Below are 20,357 nucleotides of genomic sequence, written 5' to 3' on the forward strand. Positions count from 1 at the left end.
GCCGACCGGTATGTGTCCGGTGCGATTCCTATGCGGTGGGGGCGGCGTGTGTCCAGCGGTTAAACGTCCTCGACGGTGCCCGCGTACCGGGCGCGTTCGGCGGCCAGGACGGTGAGATGGCTGATGAGGGACTCCCGCGGGCCGGACTTCACGAGGTCGGGGTTCTCGGTGGCGACGGCGGCGACGAACGCGTCCATCAGAGCGGCGTCGCCTCCGCCGTGGCCGCCCGCCGCGTTCATGCCGCCCGTGGCGGCGAGGTCGACGGCCTCCTCGGTGCGGGTCAGGAAGTCGTAGACGCTCAGGTTCTTTCCGTCGCCGCGCAGTTCGCCGCGGGTCCCGAAGATCCGGGTCTGCCGGTCGGCCTGTTCGGTGAAGGCGGTCATGGTGAAGGTGGCGGTGGCCCCGGAGGCGAACTCCATCGACACCACCTGATGGTCGACCACGTCGTTGTCGCAGGCGTACACGCACCGCCCGTAGGGGCCCTCGCGCAGGGCCGTCTCCAGGGCCTTTGGGGTGTAGTCGTCGACCAGCACGCTCAGCGGCCAGTGGTGTTCGCCGCGGGCGAGCCGGTCGCCGTACTCGCGCCGGGCGGAGTAGGGGCAGTCGTTCTCCACCGCGCAGTCGAGGCAGCGGTCGGCGGCGCCCTCGGGCCTGTTCTCGGACCGGAAGTGCGAGAGGCGTCCGAAGCTGGAGACCCGTACGGGGGGTTGACCGAGGATGTACTGCAACCAGTCCAGGTCGTGGCAGGACTTGGCCATCAGCATGGACGTGGCCCGGTCCGTGCGGCCCCAGTTGCCGCGCACGAAGGAGTGGGCCTGGTGCCAGAAGCCGACGGGTTCCAGGTGCTGGACATTGACGACGTCACCGAGCCGGCCGGAGTCGAGGACCTCCTTCACGGCACGGGTGTACCGGGTGTAGCGCAGGACGTGCCCGACCGCGAGGATCACCCCGGCCTTCTCCACGGCGTCGACGATCCGCCGGCACTCGTCCTCGGTGAGGGCCATCGGCTTCTCCAGCAGGATGTGGTAGCCGAGGGCGGCGAACTCCAGTACCGGTTCCAGGTGTTCGCGGTCGAGGGTGCAGATCAGCACGGCGTCCGCGATCCGGCCGCGGGCGGCCAGCACCCGCCAGTCGTCCACCGCGGCGTCCGGCTCCAGGGCGTGGGCGGCGGCGAACCGGCGGCGCCGTGTCTCCCGCGGTTCGGCCACGGCGACGACTCTGGCCCGCTCCGGACGGTCCAGGGCCCAGCGCGCGTGGCCGGTCCCCCGGTCTCCGGCACCGACGACGGCGAGTGTCACAACGGAGGCGACCAGAGACATCTGTGGACCGCTTTCCCAGTCGGGTCGCAGGCGCGGTTGGCGCTGTCCGTCGCGAAGCTAGCCGCCCGGGATCCGCGCGACAAGACGCCCGCGGCGGTCAGCGGTCCGGCCAGGCGTTCTCCCCGGCGGCCGGCCCCGCCCCGAACACCCCTGGCGGTGATGGCCCGGAGACCGGGAACGCCGGCAACGGCCCTGGGGTCATGCCGGCGTCCCGGCCCGCTCCCGCGCCGGAACCTCCGCCGACGGGACCTTCCGTGGCGTCCGTGAGGTGAGCGCCACCCCGCCCACCAGCAGGGCCGCCGCCGCCCACCGCAGCGGACTGACCGACTCGCCGAGGAACAGCGCCGCCGACGACATCCCGAAGACCGGGACGAGGAGCGAGAAGGGCGCGACGGTGGAGGCGGGGTACCGGTGCAGCAGCCAGCCCCAGGCGCCGAAGCCGAAGACGGTCGTGACCCAGGCGACGTAGACGACCACGGACGCGCCCTGCCAGTCCAGGGCGCGCAGTGCGTCGAGGTCGCGGGAGGGGCCCTCGGTGAGGAGGGACAGGCCGAGCAGCGGGAGGACCGGGACGGTGCTCACCCACACCATGAAGTTCAGCGGGTCGGGCGGGGACGCCTTGCGGGTGAGGACGTTGGACAGGCCCCAGCAGGCCGCCGCCGCGATGACCAGGGCGAAGGCGCCGAGGGGACCGGCCGTGCCCTCGTCGACGGCGGCCAGGCCCACTCCGCACAGGGCCACCGCCATGCCCGACAGCTTGACGCGGGTGGGGCGTTCGCCGAGGAAGGCGAAGGCGATCAGCGCGGTGAAGACCGCCTGGATCTGGAGGACGAGGGACGACAGTCCGGCGGGCATCCCCGCGTCCATGCCGATGAACAGCAGCCCGAACTTCGCGACGCCGAGGGTGAGTCCCACCGCCACGATCCACTTCCACGCCACCTTGGGACGGCCCACGAAGAACACGGCGGGCAGGGCCGCCACCAGGAAGCGCAGGGCCGAGAAGAGGAGGGGCGGGAAGTGGTCGAGTCCGACCTCGATGACGGTGAAGTTCACGCCCCAGACGGCGGCGACGAGGACGGCGAGGCTGATGTGGGTGGGTCGCATGCGTCGAGCATCTGACGCCTCCACCATGTAGCACCAGCGCGAATATCTACAGGGATGGATGAAGCAGCGCTTACGTAAGCTGGGAGGTGAGCGACGCCGCGACCCGGGAGGCTCCCATGCTCGATCTCCAGCGCCTGCGCGCCCTGCACGCCGTCTCCGTGCACGGCACGGTCGGGGCCGCGGCGGCCGCGCTCGGCTACACCCCGTCCGCCGTGTCCCAGCAGATCGCGAAACTGGAACGGGAGACCAGGACCGTGCTGCTGGAACGACGGGGGCGCGGTGTCCGTCTCACCGAGCAGGCCGAACAACTCGCCTCCACCGCACAGGAGTTGCTGGCGATCGTGGAGCGGGCCGAGACCGATCTGGAGGAGCGCCGGGGGATGCCGGCGGGTCGGCTGACGGTGGCCGCGTTCGCCTCTGCGGCACGCGGTCTGATGCCGGCCGTCCTCGCCGACCTGGCCGCGCGGCACCCGGCCCTGGACACCCGTCTCACGGAGATCGACCCGCATCTGTCCGTCGACCTGGTCGCCAAGGGCGCGGTCGACATGGCCGTCGCGCACGACTGGGACATCGCCCCGCTGCCCGCCCCGCCGGGGGTGGAGCAGGCGGTGATCGGGGACGACCTGTGCGATCTGCTCGTACCCGCCGGGCACCCCTTCGCCGGGCGGGCCTCCGTACGGCGGGAGGATCTGGGCGGTCAGCGGTGGATCTGCCAGCCGCCGGGCCGGGTCTGCCACGACTGGCTGGTCCGCACCCTGCGCGAGGCGGGCCACGAGCCGGACATCGTCCACCAGGCCGAGGAGAACCCGACCCTCATCGCCCTCGTCGCCGCCGGTCTCGGCGTCGCCCTCGTCCCGCGTCTCGGCCGCGGCCCGCTCCCCGCCGGGGTGGTGGAGGTGCCGCTCGACCCCCTGCCCGTCCGCCATCTGTACGCGCTGTGGCGCTCGGGGGCGGCGCGCCGGCCGGCCATCGCCGAAACGGTCCGCACCCTCCAGGCGCACTGGCCGAAGGTGTCGGCGCGCCGTTGAGAGGCCCGGAACCCTACGCCGGAAGGGCCCAGGACCCTCACCCACCCCAGCCGCACCGACTTCCGGCGTTCCCCCCGATCCCGGGAACCCGGGCCCCTCCCGCTTCGTCCCATCCGCATGCTGCCGGATGAGTCTCCGCAGTGCGGTGTCGGCCTCGCTGCTGGCTGCGATCGCTGACCAACCCTCTCCGCCGCCTGCGGACGGCAGCACGCCGCCACCGGCGCGCCCCCCTCCAACTGCGCCGGTGGCGGCCCCTTCCCGGATACTGTGCACACCCTTGACTGGAAGAAACTTCCCGGATATTCGTGACTCCTCGGAAGTTTCCTTCACGAGGGAAGGAGCGCTTGTGCGCGACTCCAGCACGGGAAGCACCACAAGACCGTCCGGACCAGCCGAGCCGGACAGACCGTCAAGACCCTCCCGGCGTACGGTCCTCGCCGCCACCGCGGGCATCACCGCCGCGCTGGCCGCCGGCCCCCACGCCCACGCGGCCGAAGCCGGCCCGCACGGCGACAAGGCACTGCGCGCCCTCATCTCCCGTATGACACTGGAGGAGAAGGTCGGCCAGCTGTTCGTGATGCGGGTGTACGGCCATTCGGCCACCGCGCCCGACCAGGCCGACATCGACGCCAACCTCAAGGAGATCGGCGTCCGCACGGCCGCCGAGCTGATCGCCAAGTACCGCGTCGGCGGCATCATCTACTTCGCCTGGGCGCACAACACCCGCGATCCGCACCAGATCGCCGCTCTGTCGAACGGGATCCAGCGGGCCTCGCTGGAACTGCCGCGCGGACTTCCGCTGCTCATCTCCACCGACCAGGAGCACGGGATAGTGGCACGGGTGGGCAAGCCCGCGACGCTGTTCCCGGGCGCCATGGCGCTGGGCGCGGGCGGCTCGCGGGCCGACGCCCGAACGGTGGGCCATATCGGCGGCGCCGAACTGCGCGCGCTCGGCATCCGCCAGGACTACTCCCCCGTCGCCGACGTGAACGTCAACCCGGCCAACCCGGTGATCGGCGTCCGCTCCTTCGGCGCGGACCCGGACGCGGTGGCGGGCCTGGTCGCGGCCGAGGTGAAGGGGTACCAGAGCTCGGGCGTCGCGGCCACGGCCAAGCACTTCCCCGGCCACGGCGACACCGCCGTCGACAGCCACTTCGGATTCCCCGTCATCACCCACAGCCGCGAGCTGTGGTCGGACCTCGACGCGGTGCCCTTCCGGGCGGCGATCCGCGCCGGCATCGACTCGATCATGACGGCGCACATCATGGTCCCGGCGCTCGACCCGGCCGGCGACCCCGCCACCCTCTCCCACCCGATCCTCACCGGCATCCTGCGCGGGGAACTCGGCTACGACGGCGTCGTGGTGACGGACTCGCTGGGCATGGAGGGCGTCCGGACGAAGTACGGCGACGACCGCGTCCCCGTCCTCGCTCTCAAGGCCGGCGTCGACCAGCTCCTCAACCCGCCCGACCTGAACGTCGCGTGGAACGCGGTGCTGAACGCCGTACGCGGCGGCGAACTGACCGAGGCCCGCCTCGACGAGTCGATCCTGCGCGTCCTGCGGCTCAAGGCGAAGCACGGGCTGCTGAGCGACCCGTACGTCCGTGACGCGGGCGTCGACCGCGTGGTCGGCACCCCGGCGCATCTCCGGGCGGCCGACCGGATCGCCGAGCGCACCACCACGCTGCTGGTCAACAAGGAGGGGCTGCTCCCGCTGTCCCGGCTGCGCACCCCGAAGGTGCTGGTGGTGGGCGCCGATCCCGCCTCCCCCTCGCTGTCCGACGGGCCGCCCACCACCGTCCTCGCAGGGGCGCTGACCGAGCTGGGCTTCACGGCGACGGCCCTGTCCACGGGTACGGCACCGTCGGCGGCCACGATCGCCAAGGCCGTCGCGGCGGCGGCCGACGCGGACGCGGTGGTCGTCGGGACGTACAACGTAACGGCGACCGGGTCCCAGAAGACCCTGGTCGAGCGTCTGCTGGCCACGGGTGTCCCGGTGATCGCCGTCGCCATCCGCAACCCGTACGACGTCGCCCGGCTCCCGGGCGTCGGCGCCTGCCTGGCCGCCTACTCCTGGACCGATGTCGAACTGCGCGCCGCCGCCCGGGTGATCGCAGGCCGGGCGGACCCCCGGGGCAGGCTGCCGGTGCCGGTGCAGCGCGCGGACGACCCGGCGCAGGTGCTGTACCCGATCGGGTACGGGTTGACGTACTAGCCCGTACGCAGCCCACCCGGCGCACCACCTCCAAGTGCGCCAAAGGGACCCGCATGTCTGGCGTGTGCCCGCCTCGGCGGGTCACGCTGGGCGGGGGTTCTGGGGGGAAGCCATGCGAGCCAGCTCGGTGTGTCGGCGTTCCGCGGGAATGGTGTGCGCTCTGCTGCTGGCCGCGGCCGCCCTCGCGGGCTGCGACCACTGGTCCGGTTCCGGAGCCCCGGAACCCGACCCGTCACCGGCCTCGACGCGCCCCTCCGGCTACGGATCGGTCTTCCTCGGCCGTGACGAGTGCAGTTCCTTCGGCACGACCAGCTTCACGGAGGTGCCCTGCGGCAGCGAACGGGCCGCCGCCCGGGTGATCGCCCGCTACGACGGCGACATCGCCGACGGCCCGTCCTGCCCGGCGACCACGGACTTCGTCCTGCACATCAGCGAGACCGGGCCCGCCTCCGACGAGAACGGCGACGGCGCCGTCCCCCGGGGCTACGCCTGCATGCGCAAGCTCGAACCCCCGCACCCCGGCGACCCGGGCGGCGGCGGAGGGCCCCGTACCGTCGTCGGCGACTGCGTCTACGGCGCGGGGCGCGGGCAGGTCCGCGAGACGGCGTGCGACGGCACGGGCAAGAAGCGCCCGGAGTACAAGGTGACGTCGGCGGTCACGGCCCGCTCCGATTGCCCGTCCGCCACGGAGCTCTATGTCGAACTCGGCGGCACCCGGCCGGTGGGCTGCGCCCGCCCGCTGTGAACGGGGGGCGGGCACAGCCGGGACCGGGACGCTACGGACGCAGCGTCATCTCGCGTTCGACGTCACGCCGGTCCAGCTTGGCGTCGAACGTCGCGAGCGGCCTGGCCGCCGACGGGTTCGCCCGGACCGTCGCGGAGGCCACGCCCGCCCACTCGAGGATGCGGGCGGTGGCGAGTGCCTTCTCGTCGGCGACGAGGCCCGCGACATTGGCGCCGTGGTTCAGGCCCGGCGCCGTGAAGACGTAGGCGTCGCGCGCTCCGGAGCCGAGACGGAAGCGCTCGGCGCCCCACGGGTCGTTCTGGCCGTAGACGAAGAGCATGTGGTGCGCGTGGTGGCGGACCCAGCCGTCCACGTCACGCATCGCCGACGGGTGGAACCTCATCGGGATGGAGCGCGGCACGTAGTCGCGCGGGGGCTGGTAGCCGTAACGGATGTACTTCTTCTCGATGGACGGGAAGTGGATGGTGGGCGCGCCCAGTTGGGTGCCCGCCTGGTAGTAGTACGGCGTGTACGGCTCCAGGCCCTGGTCGGTGTAGAAGGAGAAGCCGGAGATCGTGTCGACGGAGTTCCAGATGTCGTCGTCACTCGCGTGGGCGGCGTCCGCCGGGATCGCGTCGCAGTCCTTCAGCAGGCTGTACTGCCAGAAGCCCCACACGTAGTCGAGGACGACCGCCTCGTACGCCTTGTCCAGGCTGCCGACCGTGGTGAAGGTGTAGCCGTTGTCGGCGGCGTACGCCGCGTACTTTTTCTCCAGCGGCTCCCGGCGGACGAGGGCCTCGCGCTGCACGGCGTTCAGCTTGTCGCGGCACTCCTTGGTGCCGACGGCAGTGAAGAATCGGTCGTACGCCGAGTCCTCGTCGTTGACGACGTCGTTGGGCGCGACGTAGGCGACGACGCCGTCCATGTCGCGCGGGTAGAAGCGCTCGTAGTACGTGGCGGTCATGCCGCCCTTGGAACCGCCGGTGGAGATCCACTTCTGGCCGTAGATCGGCTTCAGCGCCTGGAAGATGCGGTGCTGGTCGCTGGCCGCCTGCCAGATGTCGAGCTTGGACCAGTCGGCCGGGTCGGGACGGGACGGCGTGAAGAAGCGGTACTCCATCGAGACCTGGTTGCCGTCCACGATCTGGGTCGGCTCGCGGCGGCTCGGGTTGGTGGAGACGTTGTAGCCGCCGGTGTAGAAGACGGTCGGGCGCGCGGTGTCCTTGTGCAGCACGGTGATGCGCTGCTGGAACGTGCCCTTGGACGGGTGCCGGTGGTCGACCGGCTGGGTGTAGTTCAGCACGAAGAACCGGTAGCCGGTGTATGGCTTCTCCTGGATCAGGCTCATGCCCGGGACCGCGAGAAGCCGGTCCAGGATGTCCTCGTCGGCCGTGCCGACGGTACCTGTCGTGCCGGTGTCGGTGGCCTCCGGCTGGGCAGCGGTGGCCGCCCCGGCCGTGCTCATCGTGCCTATGAGCACGGTGAGCGCCAGCAGCCATCTGAGCGCCTTGCGCATGCACCCTCCCCTGGGAATACGCAGATGTCCGCCGGAACCTAGCGGAGCAACTCCCGTGACACCAGGGGTTCTTGGGCCAACGCTGTGGAGTTTCTGTGATGCGGCGGGGCAGGCCGGCCGAGCGGCACCGCCAGAAGGGGAGAGTCCCCGAAGGCGTACGGCTCAGCGGCTCAGCAGAGGATCCAGCCGGAGCTCACCGATCCCGAGCCGACCGAGCCCTTGATCCGGACGCAGCGGTGGCCCGCGTACACGGTCACCGGGCCCGCGCGATGGGCGAAGTGCCCCGAGTCGACCACCGGCCGGCCGCCCCGCGCCTGCACGCTGACGGACATCCGCTTGCGGGAGCCCCGTGCCTCGGGGAACGTCACGGCGCAGACATAGCCGCTGCGCTTGTACACATGCACGGAACCGGTCGTGAAGGGCAGCGTGCGGACCTTGCGACCCGAGCAGGAGGAGGGGGCGGCCTGGGCGCTGCCCGGACTCATGAGCGCGAGCAACCCGGACGCGGTCAGCACGGCCACGCCGAGCGCCAGCCGTCGGCGTATCGCACCACTGTCCACTGTCGTCCCTCCCGCAGCAATCAGCGTACTGGTGTACGGACGCAGGACGTACGGCGGATGGTTGCGTACCGCGCGAGTGTCTCTGTCGATCCGCGCCTCACCCAGGAGAGGTTTTTTCCTTCTTTGGGGCAACCGTGCCCGTTTATGGAGGGTCCAACTGATCAGAAAACGAAAGGCGGTAGTTCATGTCCGGCATCAAGCCCTCCCGCACGACCGGCCGCGCAGTCGTCGCCGCGGCTCTTCTGATCACCGCCGGTGCCTCGGTGCCGGCCGTCGCCGGCTCCGTCGCCCCACCGCCCGCCCGCAGCGGGAGCAACGGTCCGGCCTACGACCGGGTGGCCGACTTCTACGGCTCCTACATCGACGCCGTGACCGACGGGGGCTCCGGCCGCCTCGACACCCAGCTGCGCTCCTTCTATCTGACCGCGGGGCTCCGCTCGCGCCTGGCCTCCTGGGAGAACCGCCAGCACGCCGACGGGGTGCTGCGCGCCCAGGACGTGCCGCGCGCCTGGAAGGTGACGCCGGGCGACAGCGGCGCCGGGCACACCTGGTCGACGGTCCGGCTGACCTGGGGCTCCGACCGGCATCCGACGTACACCTATCTGACGGTGCAGTCGGATCTGGCGACGAAGAAGATCTCCGACATCAAGCCGAGGAGCTGACGGGCTCCTCGGTTTCCGGGGCGCCCACGAACGTCCGCCACAACGCGGCGTAACGGCCGTCGAGGCGCAGCAGTTCGTCGTGGGTGCCGTCCTCGGTGACGCGGCCGTGGTCCATCACCACGACCCGGTCCGCGCGGGCGGCCGTCGTCAGCCGGTGGGCGACCACCAGTGTCGTGCGGCGGCCCGCCAGCCGGTCGGTGGCCTGGTTGACCAGGGCCTCCGTCGCCAGGTCCAGCGCCGCCGTCGCCTCGTCGAGGAGCAGCACGTCCGGATCGACCAGCTCCGCGCGGGCCAGCGCGATCAACTGGCGCTGTCCCGCGGAGAGGTTGCGGCCGCGCTCGGCGACCTCGTGGAGATAGCCGCCGTCCAGCGTGGCGATCATGTCGTGCGCGCCGACCGCGCGGGCTGCGGCCTCCACCTCGGCGTCGGTGGCGCCCGGACGGCCGTAGGCGATGGCGTCGCGGACGGTTCCCTGGAAGAGGTAGGCCTCCTGGGGGACGACACCGAGCCGGTGCCGGTAGGCGGTGATGTCGAGGTCGCGCAGGTCCGTGCCGTCGACCGTCACCCGCCCGCCCGTCGGGTCGTAGAACCGCGCGACCAGCTTCACCAGCGTCGACTTGCCCGCGCCGGTCTCCCCGACGAAGGCGACGGTCTGCCCGGCGGGGATGCGCAACGACACCGCGCTGAGCGCCTCTTCGGCCTCGTCCGCCAGGCCGTACGCGAAGTCGACGTCCTCGAACGCGATCTCGCCCCGCAGCGACGGCACCTCCAGGGGCTCGTCGGCGACCTTCGTCGACGTCGGTTCCCTGAGCAGTTCCTGGATGCGGCCCAGCGAGACGGTGGCCTGCTGGTAGCCGTCGAAGACCTGCGAGAGCTGCTGGACGGGCGCGAAGAACAGGTCGATGTAGAGGAGGTAGGCGACCAGCGCGCCGGTCGTGAGCGTGCCGGAGTCGATCCGGTGGGCGCCGACGATCAGCACCGCGGCCGCGGCCCCCGAGGCCAGCAGCTGCACGAACGGGAAGTAGACGGAGATGAGCCACTGCCCGCGGATCCGCGCCCTGCGGTAGCTGTCGCTGCCCTCCGCGAACCGCCGTGCGCTGGCGCCCTCGCGCCGGAACGCCTGGAGGATCCGCAGCCCGGACACCGACTCCTGGAGATCGGCGTTGACCACCGACACCCGCTCGCGGGCGAGTTCGTACGCCTTGACGCTCGCGCGGCGGAAGAAGAACGTGCCGATGACCAGGGGCGGCAGCGTCACGAAGACGACCAGCGCGAGCTGTACGTCGATCACGAGCAGGGCGACCATGATGCCGAAGAAGGTGACGACGGAGACGAAGGCGGTGACAAGACCGGTCTGCAGGAACGTCGACAGCGCGTCGACGTCGGTCGTCATGCGGGTCATGATCCGGCCCGTGAGCTCGCGCTCGTAGTAGTCGAGGCCGAGGCGCTGGAGCTGCGCGAAGATCTTCAGGCGCAGCGCGTAGAGGACCCGCTCACCGGTGCGGCCCGTCATCCGGGTCTCGCCGATCTGCGCCGCCCACTGGACGAGCACGGTGATCAGCGCGAGCGCGGCCGCCGCCCACACCGCGCCGAGCGCGAGCCGGGTGACGCCCTGGTCGATGCCGTGCCGGATCAGGATGGGCAGCAGCAGGGTCATCACCGCGTCGACGGCGACCAGGGCGAGGCTGACGAGCAGCGGGGCCCCGAAGCCGCCCAGCAGTCTGCGCAGTCCGTAGGAGTCCTCGGCCCTGACCGCGCGGGCCTCGTCGACGTCCGGGACGTCGTTGGCCGGGGGCAGCGCCTCGACCTGGGCGAGGAGTCCGGGGGTGGCGGGCATTCCTTCGAGGGCGTTGTCCCTGGGCTCGCGGTCGCCGGTCCACAGGTGCGGCGTCACCCCGCGCTCGGCGTCGAACTCGGCGTCCAGCTCGTCGCGTACCGAGGTGTCCTCCTGCGGTGCCGCCGGCAGGGCGTGGCCCGGGGAAACGCCGCCCAGCTCGTCGGGGTCGGTGAGCAGTCGCCGGTAGAGCGCGGAGCGGGCCTGGAGCTCGTCGTGGGTGCCGATGTCGGCGAGCCGGCCGCCGTCGAGGACGGCGATGCGGTGGGCGAGGTTCAGGGTGGAGCGGCGGTGGGCGATCAGCAGGGTCGTGCGGCCCTGCATGACGTGCTTCAGCGCCTCGTGGATCTCGTGCTCGACCTGGGCGTCCACGGCAGAGGTGGCGTCGTCGAGGACGAGCAGCCGGGGGTCGGTGAGGATCGCGCGGGCGAGCGCGACCCGCTGGCGCTGCCCTCCCGAGAGGGTGAGACCGTGCTCGCCGACCTTGGTGTCGTAGCCGCGGGGCAGCTCCGCGATGAAACGGTCCGCCTGGGCGGCACGGGCCGCGGTCTCGATCTCGTCCTGGGTGGCGTCGGGGCGGCCGTAGGCGATGTTGGCGCGCACGGTGTCGGAGAAGAGGAAGGAGTCCTCGGGGACGAGCCCGATCGCGGCGCGCAGGGACTCCGTGGTCAGCTCGCGGACGTCGTGCCCGCCGATGAGGACGGCGCCGTGCGTCACGTCGTAGAAGCGGGGCATCAGCAGCGAGACCGTCGACTTGCCGGAGCCGGACGAGCCGACGACCGCGAGGGTCTCGCCGGGCCGGATCTCGAAGCTCAGCCCGTCCAGTACCGGCCGGCTCTCCTCGTATCCGAACGACACGTCGTCGAACTCGACGGTGGCGGGCGCGTCGGCCGGCAGGGTCTTGGTGCCGTCCTTGATCGACGGCTGGGTGTCGATGAGCTCCAGCACGCGCTCGGCACCGGCGCGGGCCTGCTGTCCGACGGTGAGGACGACGGCCAGCATCCGCACCGGCCCGACGAGCTGCGCGAGGTACGTGGAGAACGCCACGAAGGTGCCCAGCGTGATCTGGCCGCGCACCGCCAGCCAGCCGCCGAGCGCGAGCATCGCGACCTGGCCGAGGGCGGGCACGGCCTGGAGGGCCGGGGTGTACTTGGCGTTCAACCGGATGGTCCGCAGCCGCCCCGCGAAGAGCCGCCGCCCGACCTCGCGCAGTTTGCCGGTCTCCTGGTCCTCCTGCCCGAAGCCCTTCACCACGCGGACGCCGCTGACGGCGCCGTCGACCACCCCGGCCACGGCGGCGGCCTGCGCCTGCGCGTACCAGGTGGCGGGGTGCAGCTTGGAGCGGCTGCGCTTGGCGACGACCCACAGGGCCGGGGCGACGGCCAGCGCGACCAGGGTGAGCGGCAGGGAGAGCGCCGCCATGATCCCGAGGGAGATCAGGAAGAGCAGGATGTTCCCGATGGTCATCGGGAGCATGAAGAGCAGGCCCTGGATCAGCTGGAGGTCACTGGTCGCGCGGCCCACGACCTGGCCGGTGGACAGCTCGTCCTGGCGCCGCCCGTCCAGCCGGGTGATCGTCTCGTACATGTCGGTACGGAGATCGTGCTGGACGTCGAGGGCGAGCCGGCCGCCGTAGTAGCGGCGGATGTAGGTGAGGACGTAGACGACGACGGCCGCGCCGAGGAGCACGCCCGCCCAGGGGGCCATGCCCCGGCTGTGGTCGCCGATGACGTCGTCGATGATCACCTTGGTGACCAGCGGGACCACCGCCATCACGGCCATGCCGCCCAGCGAGGAGCCGAGCGCGAGCACCACGTCCTTCGGGTACCGCCACGCGTACCCGGCGAGCCGCCGCGCCCAGCCCTGCTCCGTTGCCACTCCGGTGCCTTCCGTAGATCTCACTCCGCCGGAAGGCACCAACGCCGGGCGGAGCGGATTTCATCCCTCCGCAACAATCATCCGCCCGCCGGGCAGAGTGGCCGGGCGGACGGAAGAAGACGTACAGGCGTGCGAACGCGGGAGTACGGGCGTAAGGATGCCCGGGGTGCGGCCTCGGTCAGTCGGCCGGGACGGCCGGGAAGGCCTCCGTCGGATGCGAGGTCGGCGTGAACCGCTGGGCGGCGACGGTGACCGGCACGAGGTCCTTGTGGATGACCTTGGCGACGGCCTGAATGGTGGCGACGCCGTAGTCCATGGTGCCGCTGCCGACGGTGAGCACCGACATCATGTAGTCGTGGCCGCCGCCGTTGAAGGTGCCGAGGCTGTGCACCCGCCACGCGTTCGTGGAGCGCGAGAGCCAGCCGTTCTTGACGTGCACCGCGACCGTCGAGGGCGCCCCGGCCGGTGTCCCCCAGCGCTGCGAGGAGATGACCTGGCCCATGAGCTTCAGGATGTACGCCCGGGAGTTGTCGCTCAGCACCGTGTTCTTGGCGGTGACGAGCTTCAGCAGCTTCTGCTCGTCGGTGACGTTGATCTGCGTCAGACCCCAGTAGCCACCGGTGCCCGGCGTGGTCTTCGTCATCCCCGCCGCGGTCAGGAAGCCCTTGATCTTCGTCAGACCGAGCTGGTTCCACAGCTTGGTGGTCGAGGCGTTGTCCGACTGGGTGATCATCTTGGTGGCGAGCGACGTCTCGGTGCTCGTCAGATAGCGGTTGTGCTTCTTCGCGTCCCAGAGCAGCGCGGCGAGGACGGTGACCTTCACCGTGCTGGCCGAGTCGAAGGCGGTGGTGGCGCGGAGTGTGCAGGTGGTGTTCGTGGTGCGGTCGTAGAGGCCGACCGCGACCGTGCCCCTGCGGTTGGCGAGGGCAGCGGTGATGTCCTTCTGCAGCTTGGCGGCCAGGCCGGCCTTGCCCGACGTACAGCTGACCGTGGGCGCCGGCGCGGCGACCGCGGGGGCCGCGGCGACCGCGAACGGCACGATCACGCCGGCACCGAGGCTCGCTGCGAGCACACGGGCACCCCGGGATATCCGGTGAGTCATGGAGGCTTCCCATCCCCTTGAACCGATACGAACGCGCCCCCGGCGCGCTCGCCCCAGATGACTCACAGGGGGGTCCGAAAGTTGTACGGGTGTTCCGGGGACGGGGGTTCGGGTGTTCCGGCGGCGGGTGTCCGGGTGTTTCGGCGGCGGGGTCCGGACACACAGCTCGCCCCCAGGCGGACCACAGTCCGCACCCATCACGTCGCGTCATGGTGCGGTGGTGACGTCTGCCACTGACCCCTTGCCCGACGCCCCCACGACTCCCCACGCCCCGCCGCCGGCGCCCGCGCACGCGGAGCCCGCGGAGCCGGCGCCGGCCGCGCCCCGCTGGTCGCTGCCCGCGCTGCTCGCGATCCTCGTCCTGGCCGCGGTCCTGTACTCCTGGAACCTGTCGTCCGCCGACCTGAACAGCTTCTACAGCGCCGCGGTGCTCAGCGGTACGCAGAGCTGGAAGGCCTGGTTCTTCGGCTCGCTCGACGCGGGCAACTTCATCACGGTCGACAAGCCGCCGTTCGCGCTCATGATCATGAGTCTGTCCTGTCGGGTCCTCGGCTTCGGCACCTGGCAGATGATGGCGCCCATGGTCGCCGCCGCGCTCGGCACGATCTGGATCCTGCACTCCTGCGTGAAGCGGGTCTTCGGCCACCCGGCGGCCACCGTGGCCGCGCTGGTCCTCGCGCTGACCCCGATCACGGTCGCCATCAACCGCGACAACAACCCGGACACCCTCCTGGTCCTGCTGATGGTCGCGGCCGCGGCCCTCGGCCTGCGGGCCACCCGCGACGGCAGACTCCTGCCGCTGCTCGGCTCGGCGGTGTGCTTCGGGCTCGCCTTCAACACCAAGATGCTGCAGGCCTACATCGCCCTGCCCGCCGTCCTCGCCGTGTACGTGTACGCCTCCCGGCTCGGCTGGGCGAAGAAGGTCCGCAACCTGCTGCTCGCCACCGTGGCCCTGGCTGTCGCGAGCTTCTGGTGGGCGGCCGCCGTCTCGCTCGTACCGGCCGGCGACCGCCCGTACATCGGAGGCTCCACGGACGGCTCCGCCTGGGACCTGATCATGGGCTACAACGGCCTGGGCCGGGTGCTGGGCGGCGAGGGCAACGGCGGAGGCGGCGGGGGTGGCGGGGGCGGCACCTTCGCCGGGACCGCGGGCCTCAGCCGGATGTTCAACGACATCCTCGGCGGCCAGATCTCCTGGCTGCTGCCCTTCGCGGGCATCGCGCTCGTCGGCGGCCTGGTGCTGTGCGGACGCGCGCCGCGTACCGACGTGAGGCGCGCCGCGCTGGTGCTGTGGGGCGGCTGGACCGTCCTGCACTACCTGACGTTCAGCATGGCCGAGGGCACCATGCACCCGTACTACACGACCGCGCTCGCTCCCGGCATCGCGGCCCTGACCGGCGCGGGCGGCGTCATGCTGCTGGGCGCCTTCCGCGGCTCGGACGCCCGGTGGCAGTGGGTGCTGCCCGCCGGGCTCGCGGTCACCGCGATCTGGGCGATCGTGCTGCTGCGCCGGGCCGCCGACTGGAACGGCTGGCTGTGGCCGGCCGTCGGGGTGGTCATGGCCCTGGCGATCACGGGCCTGTTCCTCTTCCGTTCCGGCAACCGCGCCCGGCTGCTCACCGCGTCCGTGGCTGCGGCGGTCGTCGCGGCCCTCGCCGGCCCGGCGGCGTACGCCGTCGCCGAACCCGCGGCCGCCGCCGGCGGTATGGGCGGCGGCATGGGCGGCACCAACCCGACCGCGGGGCCGACCACCGGCAGCGGCGGCTTCGGGGGCGGTCCGGGCGGCGGCCGGGGCGGCTTCGGAGGCGAGGCCCCCGGCGGCGCCCCGCAGGGCGGTCCGAACGCCGAGGCGGGCGGACAGGCGGGCGGCCTCCCCGAAGGCGGGCAGGCCCCCGGCGGTGGCCTGGCACCCGGAGGGAACGGCGAGCAGCCCCAGGGCGGCTCCCCCGGCGTCGGCCAGGACGCGGGCCAACAGGGCGCCGGGAACGGGGAGTTCCCCGGTGGCGGCCAGGCGGAAGCCGGGAACGGCAGCGCCGCGGGCGGTACCGCTGAGCGGCCCGGCGGCGCGGGCGGCTCCGGCGGCGGCGGTGGCGGCATGGGCGGCACCACCAGCAGCGCCCTGGTCTCCTATCTGGAGAAGCACCAGGACGGCGCCAAGTGGCTGCTGGCGGTGCCCAATTCGCAGGGCGCGGCGCAGCTGATCGTGAGCACCGGCAAGCCCGTCATCTCCATGTTCGGCTTCACCGGTTCCGACAAGGCGATGACGCTCGCCAAGCTCAAGGAGCTCGTGCGCAAGGGCGAGTTGCACTACATCCAGCTCGGCGGCGGCATGGGCGGCGGGATGGGCGGAAACAACACGCTCAACTCGCAGATCACCGCGTGGGTGGAGAAGAACGGCACGGCGGTGAAGGAGAGCGCGTACGACAAATCCGCGGCGTCCGACTCCACTTCGGAGTCCGGGTCCGCGTCCGGTGCCGGGTCCGACTCCGGATCGAGTTCCGGATCCGGCGCGCAGGGCAGCGGACAGTCGGCCTCGACGCTCTACCGGCTGGACACCTCCGACGTCGGCTGACCCATCCGCCCGACACCCGGCGGCCCCTGACCACATGTCCGGTCAGGGGCCGCTCGGTCGTTCTGTCATGTCTCGCGTGGACTGCACGAGTTGTTGAATCCCGACACTGAACCGACACCTCCCCTTAACCCCCAGCACCTCATGCACATGTCACCCTCCCGGTTACCCGCTCCATTCAACCCGCGTAGAACGGACACCCCACGATGCCCGCCACGCACATACGCCGCTGGAAGACCCTGGCGCTGAGCACCTCCGCGGTCCTCGTCGGCCTCACCCTGCCGACCGTGGCCGCGACCCCCGCGAGCGCCACGACGACCGCGTACGACAGCACGTACTACAAGAACGCGGTCGGCAAGACCGGCACGACCCTGAAGTCCTCGCTGCACACCATCATCAGCAGCCAGACCAAGATCTCGTACTCCGCGGTCTGGGACGCGCTGAAGGTCACCGACCAGGACCCGAACAACAGCAGCAACGTGATCCTGCTGTACAGCGGCGTCTCGCGCAGCAAGTCCCTCAACGGCGGCGACGTCGGCGACTGGAACCGCGAGCACACCTGGGCCAAGTCGCACGGCAACTTCGGCGAGGTGACCGGCCCCGGCACGGATCTGCACCATCTGCGCCCGGCGGACGTCCAGGTCAACAGCATCCGCGGCAATCTGGACTTCGACAACGGCGGCAGCACGGTCACCAACGGCGGCGGCAGCCTCGTCGACTCCGACTCGTTCGAGCCGCGCGACGCCGACAAGGGCGACGTGGCCCGCATGATCCTCTACATGGCGGTCCGCTACGAGGGCGACGACGGCTTCGCCAACCTGGAGCCCGACGAGAAGGTCAACAACGGCAGCACCCCGTACATCGGCAAGTTGTCCGTGCTCAAGCAGTGGAACGACGAGGACCCGCCGAGCACCTTCGAGGAGAAGCGCAACCAGGCGATCTACGACACCTACCAGCACAACCGCAACCCGTTCATCGACCACCCGGAATGGGTGGAAGCGATCTGGTAGTCAGCGTGACCGCCTGAACTCCCTCCGTGACAAAGGGAGTTCAGGCGACTGCCGGGACCTGGGCGACGGAGCGCCGGGGAGTGTGTCGCACACTCCCCGGCGCTCTCGCGTTCCCGCGACCGCGGCCGGCGCGGTCAGCCCAAGTGCGTCGGGGCGAACATCCGCAGCACCGCCGGGAGGACGACCACCGAGGGGCCGGGGGCGGCCAGGGCCTTGGCCAGGTCCTCCTCCAGCGTCTCGGGGCTCGTGAGGACGCCCGGCACGCCGAACGACTCGGCGAGGGCGACGTAGTCCGGGCGGGACAGTTCCGTGGCGGTCGCCCGGCCGAAGGCGCCGGTCATGTACTCGCGGAGGATGCCGTATCCGCCGTCGTCCACGATGAGCCAGGTGACCGGGAGGTCGCACTGCTTCGCCGTCGCCAGTTCGGCGATGGAATACAGCGCGCCACCGTCGCCGGAGACCGCGAGGACCGGGCGGGAGGGGTCGGCCGCGGCCGCGCCCAGCGCCGCCGGGAAGCCGTAGCCGAGGCCGCCGGCACCCTGCGCGGAGTGCATGGTGTTGGCGCCGCGCGGGTCGAAGGCCGACCACGCCCAGTACGCCAGGATCGTCATGTCCCAGAAGGACGGCGACGTGGCCGGCAGGGCCCGGCGGACGGACGCCAGCACGTCCTGTTCCAGGGTGAGTTCCTGGGAGGCGATGCGCTCCGCGACCCGGCCGAGGACCGTGCTCACGCGGTCCGCCGCCGTCGGGTCGGGGCGTTCCTCCACCGTCTCCAGGAGCGCGGACAGCGCGAGGCGGGCGTCCGCGTGGATGCCCAGCGCCGGGTGGTTGGACTCCAGCTTGCCGAGGTCGGCCTCGATCTGGATCACCCGGCCCCGGGGCTTGAACGTGTGGTAGTTCGAGGAGAGTTCGCCGAGGCCCGAGCCCACCACCAGCAGGACGTCCGCGTCCTCCAGGAAGTCGGTCGTGTACCGGTCCTCCAGCCAGGACTGGAGGGAGAGCGGGTGTTCCCAGGGGAAGGCGCCCTTGCCGCCGAAGGTGGTGACGACGGGCGCGTTCAGCCTCTCGGCGAGCGCGCGCAGCTTGCCGGACGCGTCCGACCGGACGACACCGCCGCCCGCGATGATCGCGGGACGGACAGCCGAGGACAGCAAGTGGGCTGCCAGCGCCGTCAGTTCGGGGCGCGGGACCACGTCCTCGGGGGTCGCGTCCATCGCCGTGACCACCGGCAGGCTCGTCTCGTCGAGGAGGACGTCCTGCGGGATCTCCACCCAGACCGGGCCGTGCGGAACGGTCAGCGCCGACTCCCAGGCCGCCGCGATCGCGGAGGGGATCTGGGACTGCGTACGGACCGTGTGGACCGACTTGACCACGCCCCGGAACGAGGCCTGCTGGTCGGGGAGTTCGTGCAGATAGCCGTGGCGGCCGCCGCCGAGGCCGGCGGTCGGGACCTGGCTGCTGATGGCGAGGACGGGTGCCGAGGCGGCGCGCGCCTCCTGGAGCGCGGCGAGCGAGGTCAGCGCCCCGGGGCCGGTGGAGAGCAGCAGCGGCGCGGCCTCACCGGTGATCCGGCCGTACGCGTCCGCCGCGAACCCGGCGTTGTTCTCGACGCGCAGTCCGACGTACTGGAGCGAGGAGCGGCGCAGCGCGTCGAACATGCCGAGCGCGTGCTGGCCCGGCAGCCCGAAGACGGTCGTCGCGCCGAGACCGGAGAGGGTCTCCACGACCAGGTCTCCGCCGTTGCGGCCGGGGGGAGGGTTGAGCGCGGCCTCCGTCTGTGCGGCCGACGGGCGGAGCACCAGGTCGTGGTCGTGGGTCACTTGTTCCGGGCCTCCGCGATCTGGCGGGACATGATGGTGGTCAGTTCGTAGGCGGTGTGCGACGCCGCCACCGCGGTGATCTCGGCGTGGTCGTACGCCGGGGCGACCTCGACGACGTCGGCCGAGACGAGGTTGCAGGACGAGAGGCCGCGCAGGATCTCCAGGAGCTCGCGGGAGGTCATGCCGCCCGCCTCCGGGGTGCCCGTGCCGGGCGCGTGCGCCGGGTCGAGGCAGTCGATGTCGATGGAGATGTAGAGCGGGCGGTCTCCGATGCGCTGGCGCAGCTGGTCGGCGACCTCGTCGGCGCCGCGGCGGTAGACATCCGCCGAGGTGACGATGCCGAAGCCCATCTTCTCGTCGTCGGTGAGGTCCTGCTTGCCGTACAGCGGGCCGCGGATGCCGACGTGGGAGAGCGCCGAGGTGTCGAGGATGCCCTCCTCGACGGCGCGGCGGAACGGGGTGCCGTGCGTGTACTCGGCACCGAAGTACGTGTCCCAGGTGTCGAGGTGCGCGTCGAAGTGGAGCAGCGCGACCGGGCCGTGCTTCTTGGCGACGGAGCGGAGCAGGGGCAGCGCGATGGTGTGGTCGCCGCCCAGGGTCATCAGGCGGGCGCCGGTGCCGAGCAGCTCGTCGGCGGCGGCCTCCACCGTCTCCACGGCCTCGTTGATGTTGAACGGGTTCGCCGCGATGTCACCGGCGTCCGCGACCTGCGCGAGGGCGAACGGGGAGGCGTCCTGCGCCGGGTTGTAGGGGCGCAGCAGCCGGGACGCCTCGCGGATCGCGTTGCCGCCGAAGCGGGCGCCCGGCCGGTACGAGACGCCGGAGTCGAACGGCACACCGACCACCGCGACGTCGGCGGTGCCGACCTCGTCGAGGCGCGGCAGCCGGGCGAAGGTCGCGGGACCGGCGTACCGCGGAATGCGGGACGAGTCGACGGGTCCGCGGGGCGTCTCGTTGCTGCTCATGAGGGATTGCCTTCTTTCCTACGCTTCGTCGCGTATGTACAACTAAGTACA

Annotated in this window: 14 protein-coding genes; 6 read left to right on the forward strand and 8 right to left on the reverse strand. The window is 71.7% G+C overall.

Annotated elements, in window-relative coordinates; all coding sequences use genetic code 11:
* Positions 1-59: 59 nt before the first annotated feature.
* Positions 60-1,319: a Gfo/Idh/MocA family oxidoreductase gene (locus ABZX90_RS06505; protein WP_351128480.1), complete on the reverse strand. Its 1,260-nt coding sequence runs from the start codon at positions 1,317-1,319 to the stop codon at positions 60-62.
* Positions 1,320-1,517: 198 nt separating this feature from the next.
* Positions 1,518-2,423: an EamA family transporter gene (locus tag ABZX90_RS06510; RefSeq protein ID WP_351128482.1), complete on the reverse strand. Its 906-nt coding sequence runs from the start codon at positions 2,421-2,423 to the stop codon at positions 1,518-1,520.
* A gap of 116 nt (positions 2,424-2,539) precedes the next feature.
* On the opposite strand from ABZX90_RS06510, the gene ABZX90_RS06515 reads away from it, so the two are divergent.
* The 3 genes from ABZX90_RS06515 to ABZX90_RS06525 all read left to right on the forward strand — a co-directional run bounded on the left by ABZX90_RS06515 (position 2,540) and on the right by ABZX90_RS06525 (position 6,411).
* The gene (locus ABZX90_RS06515; protein ID WP_355201955.1) at positions 2,540-3,451 is read left to right on the forward strand and encodes a LysR family transcriptional regulator; all 912 of its coding nucleotides are present in this window, start codon (positions 2,540-2,542) and stop codon (positions 3,449-3,451) included.
* 451 nt (positions 3,452-3,902) lie between these two features.
* A complete protein-coding gene (locus ABZX90_RS06520; RefSeq protein ID WP_355202349.1) occupies positions 3,903-5,666 on the forward strand; it encodes a glycoside hydrolase family 3 protein in 1,764 nt (587 codons plus the stop codon).
* A gap of 112 nt (positions 5,667-5,778) precedes the next feature.
* Entirely contained in the window at positions 5,779-6,411 is a 633-nt protein-coding gene (locus tag ABZX90_RS06525; protein WP_355201958.1) for a hypothetical protein, read from the forward strand.
* Positions 6,412-6,442: 31 nt separating this feature from the next.
* Here ABZX90_RS06525 and ABZX90_RS06530 read toward each other — a convergent pair whose 3' ends face one another.
* On the reverse strand, positions 6,443-7,906 hold the full coding sequence (locus tag ABZX90_RS06530; RefSeq protein WP_355201961.1) for a S28 family serine protease: 1,464 nt from the start codon (positions 7,904-7,906) through the stop codon (positions 6,443-6,445).
* A 170-nt stretch (positions 7,907-8,076) separates the two neighbouring features.
* Positions 8,077-8,466, reverse strand: coding sequence for a hypothetical protein (locus ABZX90_RS06535; RefSeq protein WP_351128490.1), 390 nt, complete (start codon positions 8,464-8,466; stop codon positions 8,077-8,079).
* A 185-nt stretch (positions 8,467-8,651) separates the two neighbouring features.
* Between ABZX90_RS06535 and ABZX90_RS06540 the strand changes: the two genes are divergently transcribed.
* The gene (locus ABZX90_RS06540) at positions 8,652-9,128 is read left to right on the forward strand and encodes a hypothetical protein (RefSeq protein ID WP_351128492.1); all 477 of its coding nucleotides are present in this window, start codon (positions 8,652-8,654) and stop codon (positions 9,126-9,128) included.
* On the opposite strand, the gene ABZX90_RS06545 is transcribed toward ABZX90_RS06540, so the two are convergent.
* Positions 9,112-12,840 carry an ABC transporter ATP-binding protein gene (locus ABZX90_RS06545; protein ID WP_355201964.1) on the reverse strand — a complete coding sequence of 1,243 codons (3,729 nt, stop codon included), beginning with the start codon at positions 12,838-12,840 and terminating at the stop codon, positions 9,112-9,114. The two genes, ABZX90_RS06540 and ABZX90_RS06545, sit on opposite strands and share 17 nt — an antisense overlap.
* Positions 12,841-13,018: 178 nt before the next feature.
* Positions 13,019-13,942 carry a serine hydrolase gene (locus tag ABZX90_RS06550; RefSeq protein WP_355201967.1) on the reverse strand — a complete coding sequence of 308 codons (924 nt, stop codon included), beginning with the start codon at positions 13,940-13,942 and terminating at the stop codon, positions 13,019-13,021.
* Positions 13,943-14,162: 220 nt separating this feature from the next.
* Here ABZX90_RS06550 and ABZX90_RS06555 point away from each other — a divergent pair, with 220 nt between their 5' ends.
* Complete coding sequence (locus ABZX90_RS06555) at positions 14,163-16,514, forward strand: glycosyltransferase family 39 protein (protein WP_355201970.1); 2,352 nt, start codon at positions 14,163-14,165, stop codon at positions 16,512-16,514.
* A gap of 203 nt (positions 16,515-16,717) precedes the next feature.
* On the forward strand, positions 16,718-17,521 hold the full coding sequence (locus tag ABZX90_RS06560) for an endonuclease (RefSeq protein WP_355201973.1): 804 nt from the start codon (positions 16,718-16,720) through the stop codon (positions 17,519-17,521).
* Between the two features lie 134 nt (positions 17,522-17,655).
* On the opposite strand, the gene ABZX90_RS06565 is transcribed toward ABZX90_RS06560, so the two are convergent.
* Positions 17,656-19,341: a thiamine pyrophosphate-binding protein gene (locus tag ABZX90_RS06565; RefSeq protein ID WP_351128502.1), complete on the reverse strand. Its 1,686-nt coding sequence runs from the start codon at positions 19,339-19,341 to the stop codon at positions 17,656-17,658.
* A complete protein-coding gene (gene speB / locus ABZX90_RS06570; protein WP_351128504.1) occupies positions 19,338-20,306 on the reverse strand; it encodes an agmatinase in 969 nt (322 codons plus the stop codon). The genes ABZX90_RS06565 and speB overlap by 4 nt, the downstream gene beginning before the upstream one ends.
* Positions 20,307-20,357 lie beyond the last annotated feature (51 nt).

The sequence above is a fragment of the Streptomyces sp. NPDC002935 genome, assembly GCF_040611295.1.
GTDB lineage: Bacteria > Actinomycetota > Actinomycetes > Streptomycetales > Streptomycetaceae > Streptomyces.